General features: G+C 72.0%; 21 protein-coding genes. 16 read left to right on the top strand and 5 right to left on the bottom strand.

Annotation, left to right across the window (positions count from 1 at the left end):
• Positions 1-5: 5 nt before the first annotated feature.
• The 3 genes from ACZ7CF_RS32085 (at position 6) to ACZ7CF_RS32075 (ending at position 2,241) form a co-directional block, all read left to right on the top strand.
• Complete coding sequence (locus ACZ7CF_RS32085) at positions 6-203, top strand: LPXTG cell wall anchor domain-containing protein (protein WP_360398189.1); 198 nt, start codon at positions 6-8, stop codon at positions 201-203.
• Between the two features lie 69 nt (positions 204-272).
• The gene (gene wecB / locus ACZ7CF_RS32080) at positions 273-1,445 is read left to right on the top strand and encodes a non-hydrolyzing UDP-N-acetylglucosamine 2-epimerase (protein WP_360398191.1); all 1,173 of its coding nucleotides are present in this window, start codon (positions 273-275) and stop codon (positions 1,443-1,445) included.
• A gap of 112 nt (positions 1,446-1,557) precedes the next feature.
• A complete protein-coding gene (locus tag ACZ7CF_RS32075) occupies positions 1,558-2,241 on the top strand; it encodes a hypothetical protein (protein ID WP_470371330.1) in 684 nt (227 codons plus the stop codon).
• 13 nt (positions 2,242-2,254) lie between these two features.
• Here ACZ7CF_RS32075 and ACZ7CF_RS32070 read toward each other — a convergent pair whose 3' ends face one another.
• Positions 2,255-2,794, bottom strand: coding sequence for an isochorismatase family protein (locus tag ACZ7CF_RS32070; protein ID WP_360398195.1), 540 nt, complete (start codon positions 2,792-2,794; stop codon positions 2,255-2,257).
• Entirely contained in the window at positions 2,791-4,080 is a 1,290-nt protein-coding gene (locus ACZ7CF_RS32065) for a nicotinate phosphoribosyltransferase (protein WP_360398197.1), read from the bottom strand. Before ACZ7CF_RS32065 ends, ACZ7CF_RS32070 begins: the two co-directional genes overlap by 4 nt.
• A gap of 79 nt (positions 4,081-4,159) precedes the next feature.
• On the opposite strand from ACZ7CF_RS32065, the gene clpS reads away from it, so the two are divergent.
• The 7 genes from clpS to ACZ7CF_RS32030 all read left to right on the top strand — a co-directional run bounded on the left by clpS (position 4,160) and on the right by ACZ7CF_RS32030 (position 8,002).
• Positions 4,160-4,459 carry an ATP-dependent Clp protease adapter ClpS gene (gene clpS, locus ACZ7CF_RS32060; RefSeq protein WP_053736042.1) on the top strand — a complete coding sequence of 100 codons (300 nt, stop codon included), beginning with the start codon at positions 4,160-4,162 and terminating at the stop codon, positions 4,457-4,459.
• The gene (locus ACZ7CF_RS32055; RefSeq protein WP_360398199.1) at positions 4,456-5,013 is read left to right on the top strand and encodes a DUF2017 domain-containing protein; all 558 of its coding nucleotides are present in this window, start codon (positions 4,456-4,458) and stop codon (positions 5,011-5,013) included. Before clpS ends, ACZ7CF_RS32055 begins: the two co-directional genes overlap by 4 nt.
• A complete protein-coding gene (locus tag ACZ7CF_RS32050) occupies positions 5,010-5,921 on the top strand; it encodes a P1 family peptidase (RefSeq protein ID WP_470371329.1) in 912 nt (303 codons plus the stop codon). Before ACZ7CF_RS32055 ends, ACZ7CF_RS32050 begins: the two co-directional genes overlap by 4 nt.
• Positions 5,922-5,938: 17 nt before the next feature.
• A complete protein-coding gene (locus tag ACZ7CF_RS32045; RefSeq protein ID WP_053735882.1) occupies positions 5,939-6,238 on the top strand; it encodes a hypothetical protein in 300 nt (99 codons plus the stop codon).
• A gap of 96 nt (positions 6,239-6,334) precedes the next feature.
• Positions 6,335-6,745, top strand: coding sequence for a M67 family metallopeptidase (locus ACZ7CF_RS32040; RefSeq protein ID WP_053735881.1), 411 nt, complete (start codon positions 6,335-6,337; stop codon positions 6,743-6,745).
• 25 nt (positions 6,746-6,770) lie between these two features.
• On the top strand, positions 6,771-7,043 hold the full coding sequence (locus ACZ7CF_RS32035; RefSeq protein WP_053735880.1) for a MoaD/ThiS family protein: 273 nt from the start codon (positions 6,771-6,773) through the stop codon (positions 7,041-7,043).
• Between the two features lie 8 nt (positions 7,044-7,051).
• Positions 7,052-8,002 carry a PLP-dependent cysteine synthase family protein gene (locus tag ACZ7CF_RS32030; protein ID WP_458434112.1) on the top strand — a complete coding sequence of 317 codons (951 nt, stop codon included), beginning with the start codon at positions 7,052-7,054 and terminating at the stop codon, positions 8,000-8,002.
• Between the two features lie 34 nt (positions 8,003-8,036).
• On the opposite strand, the gene ACZ7CF_RS32025 is transcribed toward ACZ7CF_RS32030, so the two are convergent.
• Positions 8,037-8,897, bottom strand: coding sequence for an SMP-30/gluconolactonase/LRE family protein (locus ACZ7CF_RS32025; RefSeq protein WP_458434111.1), 861 nt, complete (start codon positions 8,895-8,897; stop codon positions 8,037-8,039).
• A gap of 32 nt (positions 8,898-8,929) precedes the next feature.
• Between ACZ7CF_RS32025 and ACZ7CF_RS32020 the strand changes: the two genes are divergently transcribed.
• Genes ACZ7CF_RS32020 through ACZ7CF_RS32005 form a run of 4 tightly spaced genes read left to right on the top strand, consistent with a single transcriptional unit; the run spans position 8,930 to position 11,485 of the window.
• Complete coding sequence (locus ACZ7CF_RS32020; RefSeq protein WP_458434109.1) at positions 8,930-9,541, top strand: rhomboid family intramembrane serine protease; 612 nt, start codon at positions 8,930-8,932, stop codon at positions 9,539-9,541.
• 11 nt (positions 9,542-9,552) lie between these two features.
• Positions 9,553-10,302 (top strand): glutamate racemase, encoded by a 750-nt coding sequence (murI, locus tag ACZ7CF_RS32015; RefSeq protein ID WP_360398268.1) that lies wholly within the window; start codon positions 9,553-9,555, stop codon positions 10,300-10,302.
• 2 nt (positions 10,303-10,304) lie between these two features.
• On the top strand, positions 10,305-11,072 hold the full coding sequence (locus ACZ7CF_RS32010; RefSeq protein ID WP_360398270.1) for an MBL fold metallo-hydrolase: 768 nt from the start codon (positions 10,305-10,307) through the stop codon (positions 11,070-11,072).
• The gene (locus ACZ7CF_RS32005; protein WP_360398210.1) at positions 11,069-11,485 is read left to right on the top strand and encodes an OsmC family protein; all 417 of its coding nucleotides are present in this window, start codon (positions 11,069-11,071) and stop codon (positions 11,483-11,485) included. Before ACZ7CF_RS32010 ends, ACZ7CF_RS32005 begins: the two co-directional genes overlap by 4 nt.
• Here the strand turns inward: ACZ7CF_RS32005 and ACZ7CF_RS32000 are convergent.
• Entirely contained in the window at positions 11,443-11,940 is a 498-nt protein-coding gene (locus ACZ7CF_RS32000; RefSeq protein WP_360398212.1) for a DUF2231 domain-containing protein, read from the bottom strand. The two genes, ACZ7CF_RS32005 and ACZ7CF_RS32000, sit on opposite strands and share 43 nt — an antisense overlap.
• Positions 11,941-11,989: 49 nt before the next feature.
• Here ACZ7CF_RS32000 and rph point away from each other — a divergent pair, with 49 nt between their 5' ends.
• The gene (rph, locus tag ACZ7CF_RS31995) at positions 11,990-12,757 is read left to right on the top strand and encodes a ribonuclease PH (RefSeq protein WP_360398214.1); all 768 of its coding nucleotides are present in this window, start codon (positions 11,990-11,992) and stop codon (positions 12,755-12,757) included.
• On the top strand, positions 12,754-13,353 hold the full coding sequence (gene rdgB / locus ACZ7CF_RS31990; protein WP_458434108.1) for an RdgB/HAM1 family non-canonical purine NTP pyrophosphatase: 600 nt from the start codon (positions 12,754-12,756) through the stop codon (positions 13,351-13,353). Before rph ends, rdgB begins: the two co-directional genes overlap by 4 nt.
• On the opposite strand, the gene ACZ7CF_RS31985 is transcribed toward rdgB, so the two are convergent.
• The gene (locus ACZ7CF_RS31985; RefSeq protein WP_360398218.1) at positions 13,350-13,691 is read right to left on the bottom strand and encodes a DMT family transporter; all 342 of its coding nucleotides are present in this window, start codon (positions 13,689-13,691) and stop codon (positions 13,350-13,352) included. The two genes, rdgB and ACZ7CF_RS31985, sit on opposite strands and share 4 nt — an antisense overlap.
• Between the last annotated feature and the right edge of the window lie 100 nt (positions 13,692-13,791).

Genomic DNA, 13,791 nt, shown 5'->3' with positions numbered 1-13,791 from the left:
GGCCGATGTACAAGGTCCCCGGAACCGGCGTGGGCGTCGGCACGGGTGTCGGTGCCCTCGCGGTCACCGGCGCGGACGTGACGTGGTGGATCGCCGCGGGAGTCGTGCTGCTCGTCGCGGGCGCGTTCCTCCTGCGCTCGGCGCGCAGGAAGCGGCGCGCGGTCCCCGTCCCGGCCACAACCAGACCGAATCGAGCGGGCTGATCACCGGTCCGCCCGGGGATGCCCCCGCACCCGGGCGGACCGGCCCGCCTCCCCCGAGAGGACAACGGTGTGAGCAAGGAAGTTCTGCTGGTCGCGGGCACCCGCCCGGAAGCCGTGAAGATCGCCCCCGTCGCGATCGCGTTGAGGGGGCACCCCGGCCTCCGCCCCACGATCGTCCACAGCGGACAGCACTCCGGCATGGTCGAGCAGGCCCTCAGCGCGTTCGACCTCGTCCCCGACCTGCGCCTGGACGTGCCCAGGACCAGCGGCACCCAGGCCGAGCTGGTCTCCCGGCTGCTGCCCGAGTTCGACGCCGTGCTGGCCGGCCGCGACCCGGCGGTCACGCTGGTGCAGGGCGACACGACCACCGCCCTCGCCGCGGCACTCGCCTCGTACTGGCGCGGCATCCCCGTGGCGCACCTGGAGGCCGGTCTGCGCACCGGCGACCTGTACGGCCCGTTCCCCGAGGAGGGGAACCGGCAGATGATCTCCCGCGTCACCTCGCTGCACCTGGCGCCGACCGACGACGCGGCCAACGCCCTCCACGCGGAGTCCTTGCCGGACAGCCACGTCGTGGTCACCGGCAACACGGTCGTGGACGCCGTGCAGCGGGTCGCCGCCCTCGACCTCCCTGCCCGCAGCGCCGACCTCGCCGCGCTGGAACGCGGCCTGGACGCCACCGGCGGCCGGCTGCTGCTGCTCACCGTGCACCGGCGCGAGTCGTGGGGCCGGCCGTTGATGCGCGTGCTCAACGCCGTGCGGTCCCTCGCCGACCGCCACCCCGACCTGCACGTGCTGGTCCCCGCGCACCCGAACCCCGGTGTGCGCGAACAGGTCGTCTCCCTGCTCGGCGGGCACGAGCGGGTCGTCATCACCGGCCCGCTCGACTACCCGGACCTGGTGCGGGTGCTCAAGCGCGCCGCACTGGTGCTCACCGACTCCGGCGGACTCCAGGAGGAGGCGCCGTCGTTCGGCGTGCCCGTGCTGGTGCTGCGCGAGACGACCGAACGCGTGCTGGCCGTCGACGCCGGGTGCGCCTGGCTCGTCGGCACCGACACCACCCGCATCCTCGCCGAGGCGGGCTGGGTGCTCGGCTCCCGGTTGCGGCTCCCCCCAGGGCGCAACCCCTTCGGCGACGGGCGTGCCGCCGTCCGGGTCTGCGCGGCGATCGAGCGGCTGGCCGGCCTGCCGACCGCACTGCCGCGCCGGGAGCCGTTCGCCACCCTCGCGGGCGTGTATTAGCAGCTCGTGCGTCACCAGGTCGGTTGGTCCGGCTTCCACGAACGGGTGATGTACGGGGCGAACTGTCGGCTCAGCCGTGCGACGCGGAGAGGATCGGGGTCAGGAACCGAACATGACCGAGCCCGAGGGGACCGAAGTGCGCAAGAGTGTGATCGCCGGTGTCGTGGTCGCGTTGACCTTCGCCACGGCCGCGCCCGCGCTGGCGGCGAACCCGCCCGGCCGCGCGTCGTCCGGGTCCGCGGACTTCGCGCAGCAGGGCGGCCAGACGGTCGTGGTCGGCCCGCTCGCCGCGTGCGACGTGAACCCGGAGCAGGCGGGCACGGTCACCGGGGCGAGCCCCGCGGTGAGCGGGACCGGGCTCAAGATCGGTGCGACGTCCTCCACCTGCACGACCACCGTGGTCAACGAGGCGGAGTTCACCACCACGACGACGTCGACGGCCAAGGGCACCGCCTTCGAGCTGTCGGCGCTGATGGCGCAGAAGGGCCCGCGGCTCAAGATCGCCGAGTGGACGATCACCTGCTCCGCCGACGCGGAGGGCACGCAGGCGGCCTGGGGGCTCAAGGGCCTGTCCGGCTGGCCGGGGCTGCCCGCGCAGATCCCCGCCGGGTACGTCCACGACGTCAAGTCCAGCACCGGAACCGTGCTGGCCAAGGCGAAGTTCACCGACACCGCGTTCCCGGAGCCGAACGACGGCAGCCTCAGCACGACCCTGCTGCGGATCACGTTCGAGCCGTCGTCCGGCTACACGGGCAGCATCACCCTCGGCACGGCGGCCTGCTCGCCCACCCCGTAGCGGTCGGGGCAGCTCAGGACACCACGACACCCGCGGCGCGCAGCTCGTCCAGAGCGGCGTCGCGGGTGTTCTGCGCCACGGCCGCGGTCAGCCCGGCCAGCACCGTCGTGCGGAACCCGTTGCGGTGCGCGTCGAGCGCCGTGGCCCGCACGCAGTGGTCCGTCGCGATGCCCACGACGTCCACCTCGGTCACGCCCTTGGCGGTGAGCCAGCCCGCGAGGTCGTTCTCCGCCTCGAACCCGGAGTACGCCGCGGCGAACCGGCCCTTCGAGAACACCTGCTCGATCCCGGCGACGTCGAGCTCGGGGTGGAACGACGCACCGGCCGTGCCGGCCACGCAGTGCACCGGCCAGCTGTCGACGAAGTCCGGCGTCTCGCTGAAGTGCTCACCGGGGTCCACGTGGTAGTCGCGGGTCGCCACGACGTGGTCGTAGGACGAGGCCGCGATGTGCCGCGAGATGGCCTCCGCCACGGCCGCGCCACCGGCGACCGCGAGGGACCCGCCCTCGCAGAAGTCGTTCTGCACGTCGACGACGATCAGTGCCTTGGTCACTTCGACTCCTCCAGGTAGACCGTCGGGATCGCGGGCTCGCCGCGCGAGAGCTTCAGGCCCTCCCACGGCACGCTGACCAGCGCGGCCCGCAGGCGTTCGCGGTTCTGCTCCAGCCCGGGGACGCCGTCGGCGAGCTTGCCCGCCCGCATCAGCGGGACCTGCACGAGCCGGTCGTGCGGGCCCAGCTCGGGTTCCGCGGTGGCCTGGAACACGACCTCCTCCAGCGCCGTGCCGGTGTCCTTGTGCCGGCGCAGCGCCTTCTTCCAGCCGCCGCGCGACTGCTTCGACGTGCTGCGCTTCTCCACGTGCCGCCCGTCGACCTCGACGAGCTTGTAGACCATGCCCGCGGTCGGCGCGCCGGACCCGGTCACGACCGAGGTGCCCACGCCGTAGGCGTCCACGGGCTCCGCGCGCAGGGCGGCGATGGCGTACTCGTCGAGGTCGCTGGACACGACGATCCGGGTGTTCTTCGCGCCCAGCGCGTCGAGCTGGTCGCGCGCCTGCCTGGCCATCACGCCGAGGTCGCCGGAGTCGATCCGGATCGCGCCCAGCTCGGGGCCCGCGACGGCCACGGCCGTCTTGATGCCCTCGGTGATGTCGTAGGTGTCGACCAGCAGCGTCGTGCCGACGCCCAGCGCCTCGACCTGGCTGCGGAACGCCTCTTCCTCGGTGTCGTGCAGCAGCGTGAACGCGTGCGCGCACGTGCCGGCCGTCGGGATGCCGTGCCTGCGGCCCGCCTCCAGGTTGGAGGTCGCGTGGAAGCCCGCCAGGTAGGCCGCGCGGGCACATGCCACGGCGGCTTCCTCGTGCGTGCGGCGGGAGCCCATCTCGATCATGTGCCGGCCGTTCGCGGCGGTGACCATGCGGGCGGCGGCCGAGGCGATGGCGCTGTCGTGGTTGAGGATCGACAGCGCCAGCGTCTCCAGCACCACGCCCTCGGCGAACGAGGCGCGCACGGTCAGCACCGGGGAGCCGGGGAAGTAGAGCTCGCCCTCCGGGTAGCCGTCGACCTCACCGGAGAACCGGTAGTTCGCGAGCCACTCCAGCGTGGCGTCGTCGACCACGGCGTTGCGGCGCAGCTGGTCGATCTCCTCCTCGCCGAAGCGGAAGTCCTCGATGGCGTCGAGCAGCCGGTTCACCCCCGCGACCACGCCGTAGCGGCGGCCGTCCGGGAGCCTGCGCGCGAACACCTCGAACACGCACGGACGGTCACCGGTGCCGTCACGCAGCGCGGCCGCGAGCATCGTCAGCTCGTAGTGGTCGGTCAGCAAGGCCGTGGAGTTCATGGTCACCCACCCTAAGGTCGCATCCGGTTTAGCCGCATGCCGTCTCCGCGACTGCGGCGAACATGACACCATTGGCGGTATGACCACGCCCGTCGAACAGGAACGGACGCATGCCGAGCCCATTGGCGCGGAGATCGCAGCCGAGGACCGGCCATGGCAGACCGTGGTCTGGAACGACCCGGTCAACCTCATGTCGTACGTGACGTACGTCTTCCAGAAGCTGTTCGGGTTCAGCAGGGACAAAGCGACCAAGCTGATGCTCGACGTGCACCACAAGGGCAAGGCGATCGTGACATCGGGCACCAAGGACAAGGTGGAGGCCGACGTGGCGAAGCTCCACGCGGCAGGGCTCTGGGCGACCATGCAGCGGGCCTCGTGAAGCGGTGGATCCGCGACGGTGACGTCGTCGTCGGCAGGCTCGACCGCCAGGAGGCGGCGGTCGTGCGGGGTCTGGTCAGCCAGATCCAGGACATGCTGATGGCCCGCGCCGAGGAAGCGCCCCAGGACGAGCTCGCCGAGCTGACCGGGATCAGGACCGGACCCTCGCAGGCACCCGACGACCCGATCCTGGGCCGGTTGCTGCCGGACTTCCACCGGCTCGACGACGACGCGCCCGACCCCGCGGAGGTGGACTCCGCGGCGGCTCTGCGGTCGTTGCACGAGCCGGAGCTGCTGGACCAGAAGACCGGTGCCGCCGAGACCGTGCTGCGGACCTGCTCTCCCGACGGCGGGGAGATCAGGCTGACGATCGGTGAGGCGGAGGCCTGGCTCGCGTCGCTCAACGACGTGCGTCTGGCCCTCGGGACGGCGCTGGACGTCCAGGAGGACATGCCGGACGAGCTGCCCCCGGAGGACCCGCGCTCGCCGCACCTGGGCGTCTACCACTGGCTCACCTGGGTGCAGGAGACGCTGGTCGAGGCGATGCTGGCGTGATCCCCGGCGTGCTGGTCGGGCACCACCACCGCGTCGAACCCGGCTGGAACACCGGCACGACGGTCGTGCTGGTGCCCGCCGGCGCGGTGGGCGCGGTCGACGGCCGCGGCGGCGCCCCCGGCACCCGCGAGACCGACCTGCTGGACCCGGCGAACCTGGTGCAGCAGGTGCACGCGATCTGCCTGTCCGGCGGGTCGGCGTACGGGCTCGCGGCGGCGGACGGCGTGATGCGCTGGCTCTCCGAACGCTCGATCGGCTTCCAGGTCGGCGCGCAGCCGCACCACGTGGTGCCGATCGTGCCCGGTGCGGTGATCTTCGACCTGCCGATGTCCGAGTGGGGCAACCGGCCGGACGCCTCGTTCGGCTACGAAGCCTGTGCCGCTGCCGCCGCGGAGTTCGCCCTGGGCTGCGTCGGCGCGGGTGCCGGTGCGCGGGTCGGGTCGCTCAAGGGCGGCATCGGCGCGTTCACCGGCCGGGTCGGTGGCCACCACATCGGGGCGCTCGCCGTGGTCAACGCGGCCGGTGAGGTCGTGGACCGCGCGACGGGCCTGCCGTGGCTGCCGTCACTCGGCACGTCACCGGTGGTGCTGCCGCAGCGCAAACCGGACGGGCTGAACACCACGATCGGCGTGGTCGCCGTCGACGCGGAACTGTCCAAAGCGGAGTGCCAGCGCCTCGCGATGGCCGCCCAGGACGGGCTCGCGCGGGCGGTGCGCCCCGCGCACTCCATGTTCGACGGTGACACGGTGTTCGCACTGGCCACCGGCGCCCGCCCGCTCGCGGAACCGCGCGCGTTCGCCTTGGACGCGCTCTGCACGGCCGCCGCGGACGCGTTCGCCGAGGCCGTGGTGTCCGGTGCGCGCGAGGCGACGACCGCGAACGGCGTGCAGGCGTTCCGCGACCTCTGAGTGGGTAACCCGCCGGCATGGCCGATGTGATCGATCAGGCAGCCGGTGTCGTGTCCGAGCTCGTACCGCCCTCCGTGGCGGGCCGCGAGGTGCCCGGGAGGGAGCTGGTGGCGGTCGCGCCCGCCGGGCTCTTCGTGGCGTCCTTCCTGGTCCCGCCGGGGGTCGGGAAGGTGCTGATGAAGCTGGGCGTGCTCACCACCCCGCTCGCCGCGTGGGCGGAGCTGGCCGCGTGGCGCACCCTGGACCAGGGGCAGCGGCGGCGCGGTGTGGCGTTGCTGGCGCTCTACCTCGTGGTGGTGCTCAGCCGGCGGCGGTGACCGTCCCGGAGCCCGCATCTGCGCAGGCAAGGCCAGGTGCGGGAGGTGTTATCTCGCATACCGAGACAACTTCCGCCAGCCCGTAGGATTGACTGCGTGCTGGTGATTCGCCGTGACCTGGTGGACGCGATGGTGGCCCACGCCCGCCGTGACCACCCCGACGAGGCGTGCGGGGTGATCGCCGGGCCCGCGGGCTCGGACCGCCCCGAGCGCTTCATCGAGATGGAGAACGCCGAGAGGTCGCCCACCTTCTACCGGTTCGACGCGGGTGAGCAGCTCAAGGTGTGGCGGGAGATGGACGCCAACGACGAGGTGCCGGTGGTCGTCTACCACTCGCACACCGCCACCGAGGCGTACCCGTCCCGCACCGACATCTCGTTCGCGGGCGAGCCGGAGGCGCACTACGTGCTGGTCTCCACGCGTGACCCGATCGAGCACGAGCTGCGGTCGTACCGCATCGTCGACGGCGTCGTGACCGAGGAACCGGTCAAGATCATCGAATCCTGAAGTTTCTCCCGGAGGTAGAACCACCATGGCCGTCACCGTGTCGATCCCGACCATCCTGCGCACCCACACCGGGGGCGAGAAGTCGGTGTCCGCCACCGGCGCGACGCTCGCCGAGGTCATCGACGACCTGGAGAACAACCACGGCGGCCTCAAGGCCCGCCTGGTCAAGGAGGGTGCGCTGCACCGCTTCGTCAACGTCTACGTCAACGACGAGGACGTGCGCTTCGCCGGTGGCCTCGACGCCGCGGTGAAGGACGGCGACAACGTCACCATCCTCCCGGCCGTCGCGGGCGGCTGAGCCACACCATGGCGCGCTACGACTCGCTGCTGGACGCGCTCGGCGGGACCCCGCTGGTGGGCCTGCCGAGGCTGTCCCCGTCGGAGAACGTGCGCATCTGGGCGAAGCTCGAGGACCGCAACCCGACCGGCTCGATCAAGGACCGGCCCGCGCTGGCCATGATCGAGGCGGCGGAGCGGGACGGCGTGCTGCGCCCCGGTGCCACGATCCTGGAGCCGACCTCGGGCAACACCGGCATCGCGCTGGCCATGGCCGCGAAGCTCAAGGGCTACGGCCTGGTGTGCGTGATGCCGGAGAACACCTCGACCGAACGCCGCCAGCTGCTGCAGGCCTACGGCGCGCGGATCGTGTTCTCCCCGGCGGCCGGCGGGTCGAACCAGGCCGTCGCCACGGCCAAGGAGCTCGCCAAGCAGAACCCGGACTGGGTGATGCTCTACCAGTACGGCAACCCGGCCAACGCCGACGCGCACTTCCGCGGCACCGGGCCGGAGATCCTCGCCGACCTGCCGGAGATCACGCACTTCGTGGCCGGCCTGGGCACGACGGGCACGCTCGTCGGTGTCGGGCGGTACCTGCGCGAGGCCAAGCCGGACGTGCAGATCATCGCCGCGGAACCGCGCTACGGCGAGCTGGTGTACGGCCTGCGCAACCTCGACGAGGGCTTCGTGCCGGAGCTGTACGACGAGTCGGTGCTGACCGGGCGGTACTCGGTCGGCTCCTACGACGCGTTGCGCCGCACCCGGCAGCTGCTGGAGTCCGAGGGCATCTTCGCGGGCATCTCGACCGGTGCGATCCTGCACGCCGCGCTGGCCGTGGCGCAGAAGGCCGAGGTCGCAGGCAAGTCCGCCGAGATCGTGTTCATCGTCTGCGACGCCGGCTGGAAGTACCTGTCCACGGGCGCGTACTCGGGCACCCTGGACGAGGCGGCGGCGCGGCTCGACGGGCACCTCTGGGCCTGACCGGTTGTGCGGTGACCACTCCGGTCACCGCACCTCAGCCCGCGAACGCGACTCCCGGCAGTCCGGCGCCGATCCCGGGCAGCACGAGCACGGACCCGTTGAGCTGCCGCTGCACCAACGTCTCGTCGGACAGCCCGACGCGGGCCGAGGTGACGTAGAGGTCGGTGAAGTCGCTGCCGCCGAAGCAGCACGCCGTCGGCTGGTCCACCGGCAGCGCCACCTCCCGGTCCAGCTCGCCGCCCGGGGTGTAGCGGCGCACCGCGTGACCACCCCACAGCGCGACCCACACACACCCGTCGGCGTCCACCGTCAGCCCGTCCGGTGAGCCGTCGGTGCCGCCGATATGGGCGAGCGGGCGGCGATTCGAGACCGTGCCCGCGGCGTTGTCGAAGTCGAACACGTCGATGCGGCGGGTGGGCGTGTCGATGAAGTACATGAGCGTGCCGTCCGGGCTCCAGCCCACGCCGTTGCTCGTGTTGACCTCGCTGACCACGACCTTCGCCGCGCCGTCACCGGAGACCCGCGCGAGCCAGCCCTCGTTCGCCGCCTGGTCGTAGCGCATCGTCCCGGCCCACAGCCGACCGGACGGGTCGACGCCCGCGTCGTTGCCGCGCACCCCGTCGCGCGCCCAGTAGACGAGCCAGCTCTTGGTGCCGTCGCGGTCGACCAGCGCGATGCCGTCGCGCAGGTTGCAGACGAGGCCGCCCTGCGCACGCGGCTTCGCGGCGCCCACGTGCTGGGGGAGCGCGAGCACCGCGTCGTCGTCACGCGCCGGCGCGTACCGGTGCACCTCGGACGCCAGGATGTCCACCCACAGCAGGGTGGAGCTGCTGTGGTCCCAGGTCGGCCCCTCGCCGAGCTGGGCCGATACGCGCACCGCTACCTCGATCGACACCCGACCACCTTAGGTGCACGTAGGCTGGACACGTGGACCGCACTGCGCTCGCGAAACGGGTCATACCGCCGCACCCCGTGCTGTCGCTGCTGGTGGTGGCCGGGTTCGTCGGCTTCCTCTACGTCGTCGAGGCCTTCGACGTCGCCACCGGTGGCTCGCTGGAGGACGACGGCGTGCGGCCGCGCGACTTCAGCCAGTGGGACAACCTGGCGTGGATGCCGCTGATCCACGGCGACTGGAGCCACCTCACCGGCAACGCGGTTCCGTTGCTGCTGCTGGGGTTCCTGGCCTCCTCCGGTGGGTTGAAGCAGTTCTTCCAGGTCACCGCGGTCATCTGGTTGACGAGCACGCTCGGCGTCTGGGTGTTCGGCAGCGAGGGCAGCCACATCGGCGCGTCCGGGCTCGTGTTCGGCTTCCTCACCTTCCTGCTGGTGCGCGGTGTCTTCGCGCGGTCGTGGCTGCAGCTCGTGATCGCCGTCGGCGTGTTCGCCCTGTACGGCGCGGCGCTGTGGGGTGTGCTGCCGGGCCAGCCGGGCGTGTCGTGGGAAGGCCACCTGTTCGGCGCAATGGGTGGAGTCCTGGCCGCGTGGGGTGTTTCTCGCGACAACCGCAGGGCGGCCGCACCGGCTACATTCACGGCGTGACGATCGGGATCATGGACTCGGGCGTCGGCGGCCTGACGGTCGCCAGAGCCGTCATGGAACAGCTGCCCGGCGAGTCGATCCACTACATCGGTGACACCGCGAACGGTCCCTACGGGCCGCTGCCCATCGCGCAGGCCCGCAAGCACGCCCTGGAGGTGTGCGACCGGCTGGTCGACGAGGGCGCCAAGATGCTCGTGATCGCCTGCAACACCGCCTCCGCCGCCTGCTTCCGCGATGCGCGGGAACGCTACGACGTGCCGGTGGTCGAGGTGATCCTGCCCGCGGTGCGCCGCGCGGTGCGGTCGACGCGGTCCGGCCGGGTCGGTGTGATCGCCACGGTCGGCACGATCAACTCGCACGCCTACCAGGACTCCTTCCAGGCCGCGCGGGACGTCACCGTCACGGCGGCGGCCTGCCCGCGGTTCGTCGACTTCGTGGAACGCGGCGTCACCTCCGGCCGGCAGGTGCTGGGTCTCGCCCAGGCCTACCTGGAACCGTTGCAGCGCGCCGAGGTCGACACCGTGGTGCTGGGGTGCACCCACTACCCGCTGCTGACCGGCGTGATCCAGATCGTCATGGGCGAGCACGTGACGCTGGTGTCCAGCGCCGAGGAGACCGTGAAGGACGTGGTGCGGCTGCTGACCGAACGCGACGACTTCGCCGCCGACCCGCCCGTGCACCGGGTGACGTGCACCGGTCCGCCGGAGCGCTTCGCCAAGCTGGCCGCCAGGTTCCTGCCGACGTTCGAACAGTGGGGGTAACGGTGCTGCTGACCGTGCTGGGCTGCTCCGGCAGCATTCCGGGACCTGGCGCGGCGGCGTCGGGGTACCTGCTGGAGGCGGACGGCTTCACGCTGGTGCTGGAGCTCGGCAACGGCGTGCTGGGGCGGTTCCAGCAGGAGCGCCCGCTGTTCTCGATGGACGCGCTGGTGCTGTCGCACCTGCACCCCGACCACTGCATCGACGTGTCGTCGCTGTACGTGGCGCGCAAGTACCACCCCAGCCCGCCGTCCGCCGTCCTGCCGGTCTACGCGCCTTCGCAGGCCCACGCGCGGTTCGCCGCCGCCTACGCGCCTTCCGAGGAGGAACGCGCGTCGCTGGACCTCACGGACGTCTTCGAGTTCCACCCGCTGGGCTCCACCGTCCACATCGGACCGTTCACCGTGGAGTCCGCTGTGGTCGCGCATCCTTGCGAGGCGTACGGGTTCCGGATCTCCTGCGGTGGCGCGACACTGGCCTACACCGGTGACAGCGGACCGTGCGCGGCGCTGGACGCGCTGGCCGACGGGGTGGACGTGCTGCTCGCGGAGGCCAGCTGGACGCACGCGCCCGACCGGGTCGCGGACCTGCACCTGTCCGGGCTCGAAGCGGGACAGCTGGCCGCGCGGGCCGGCGCGGGACGGTTGCTGGTGACGCACGTTCCGCCGTGGACGTCGCGGGACGACGTGCTCGCGGAGGCCCGGTCGGCCTTCGCCGGGCCGAGCGAACTGGTCGTAGAGGGCGGCCGGTACGAAGTGGGGGAGATGGCGTGATCGAGCTGGAACGGGTGGGCGAGCACGAGTTCGTCGCGACGAACGACCGCGGCGCGTCGGTGCGGATCGGGCGCAAGGGGCAGGAGGGCTCGTTCAGCCCGGTGGAGCTGCTCGTCGCGGCCGCCGCGGGCTGCGCGCTGGTGACGTCGGAGACGCTGATCCTGCGCCGCACCGGCGGTGAGGAGCTGTCGGCGGTCGCGGACGCCGTCCAGTCCGAGAGCGGCAACGAGGTCGTGTCGATCCCGGTGGCGCTGTCCTACGACCTGTCCGCGGTGGACGACCCGGAGGCCCTGGAGGTCGTCGTGCGGCGGGCCGTGGAGCAGTTCTGCACGGTCACCCGCACGCTGAAGCAGTCCGCGACCGCGCCGCTTCAGCTCCCGACGCCGCTCCAGACGGCCTCCGACCCGCTGTGACCGGCCCTGACCGTCTGCACCACGGTCCCGGCCGCGAGCACGACGACCAGCACCGACACGACGACTGAGACCACCCGCCACGTCCTCGTGGTGGGTGCCTCCGCCTCGCGTTCCCGGTCGGCGAGGCGCCCGGCGACCAGCAGCGCGATCACCGCGACGCCGAAGCCGAGCGCGACGGGCAGCAGCAGGTCGCCCAGGTCCGCGTGCGCCTGGATGACCGGGTTCGCCGCACCGGTGGCGCGTTCGAGTGCGGCCTGGAGGTCCTCGCCCGCCTGCTTCGCGACCGGCACGGCGGCGACACCGGCCAGGGTGACCCCGAGAACGGGCCAGGCGTACCTGCGCCGCCAGGCCGGGACCAGTGCGATCGCGATCGAGCCGAGCGCCGCCAGGGGCAGCAGCACGACCACGGCGTGCACGAGCAACGGGTGGATCGGAATACCGTCGATCGTCAGCATGTCTCTCCCTACGCCAGTGCGCCCCGCGGGGTTCATTAGGGTATGGGCCGTGGTGCGAAGCGACGGCCGAAACGACGACGTGTTGCGTGACATCCGGATCACGCGTGGATATCAGACCTGGCCGGCCGGCTCGGTCCTGATCGAGTTCGGGAACACCCGCGTGCTGTGCGCCGCGAGTGTCACCGAAGGCGTTCCCCGCTGGCGGTCGGGCTCGGGTCTCGGCTGGGTGACCGCCGAGTACGCGATGCTCCCGTCCGCCACGCACTCCCGCAGCGACCGGGAGTCCGTGAAGGGCCGCATCGGCGGGCGCACGCACGAGATCTCCCGGCTGATCGGCCGCTCGTTGCGCGCGTGCATCGACCTGGCGGCGCTGGGCGAGAACACCATCGTCATCGACTGCGACGTGATCCAGGCCGACGGCGGCACCCGCACGGCGGCGATCACCGGCGCCTACGTGGCGCTGGCCGACGCGGTGACGTACCTGGGCGCGGCCGGTCGCCTGGCCGACCCGTCGCCGCTGTCGTGCGCGGTGTCCGCGGTGTCGGTGGGCGTGGTCGACGGCCGCGTGCGCCTGGACCTGCCCTACGAGGAGGACTCGCGCGCCGAGGTCGACATGAACGTCGTCGCCACCGACGCGGGCACGTTGATCGAGGTGCAGGGCACCGGTGAGGGCGCCACGTTCGCCCGGTCCACCCTGGACCGCATGCTGGACGTGGCCCTGGAGGGCTGCGCGCAGCTCAACCGCCTGCAGGCCGAGGCCCTGTCCGCCCCGTACCCCGGCGTGCTGCCCGAGCCGAAGTCCGGTGGTCGCCGGTGAAGCTCCTGCTCGCCTCCCGCAACGCCAAGAAGCTCCGCGAGCTGCAGCGCATCGTCGTGGCCGAGGAGCTGTCGGGCATCGAGGTGCTGTCGCTCGCCGACGTGCCGGAGTTCCCCGAGGCGCCCGAGACCGCGCCGGACTTCGAGGGCAACGCGCTGGCCAAGGCCCGTGACGCCGCTGCGGCCACCGGTCTGGTGTCCGTGGCCGACGACTCCGGCCTGGCCGTCGACGAGCTGAACGGCATGCCCGGCGTGCTGTCCGCGCGCTGGTCCGGCCGCCACGGCGACGACGACGCGAACCTCGACCTGCTCCTGGGCCAGCTCGGTGACGTGCCGGACGAACGCCGTGGCGCGGCGTTCGTGTCGGTGGTCGCGCTGGTCGTGCCCGGCGGCGAGGAGGTCGTGGTCCGCGGCGAGTGGCGGGGTTCCCTGCTGCGCGAGCGGCGCGGGACGAACGGCTTCGGCTACGACCCGATCTTCCTGCCCGAGGGCTACATGGTCACCTCGGCGGAGCTGAGCGCCGAGGAGAAGGACGCCCAGTCCCACCGGGGCCGGGCGCTGAAGCTGCTGGTCCCGCACCTGCGCAAGCTGCGTTAGGCCGTGACGGCGTGTGCGTGCGAGGCGACCGACACCACGCACACGCCGGCCGCGATGAGCGCCATGCCGCCGAGCATGGCGAGGTTCAGCGGGTCGGAGAACAGCACGCGGCTGGTGAGGGTGACCAGCGCGATGCCCGCGCCCGCCCAGATCGCGTACGTGATGGCGACCGGCAGCCCCATCCGGATCACCACCGACTCCAGGTAGAGAGCGGTGAGGAACCCGGCGCCGAGACCGACGACGGGCCACGGTTTCGTGAAACCGTCGGAGTACTTCAGACAAAGGGTCGCGAAAACTTCCGCTGCCACGGCGATGGTGAGCAGCACCCACTTGAGCATTGAATTTTCCCAGCACGAAATGCACGCAGCGCCAGGCATGCGTGTTTGCTTGCGAACGGTGGACTGAGGGCAGAACGCCCTGGTCAACCGCCGCGCGTGG

The organism is Lentzea sp. NPDC036955, assembly GCF_055608005.1.
The sequence above is the reverse complement of the archived record's forward strand: the minus strand, read 5'-3'. Positions and strand labels throughout refer to the sequence as shown.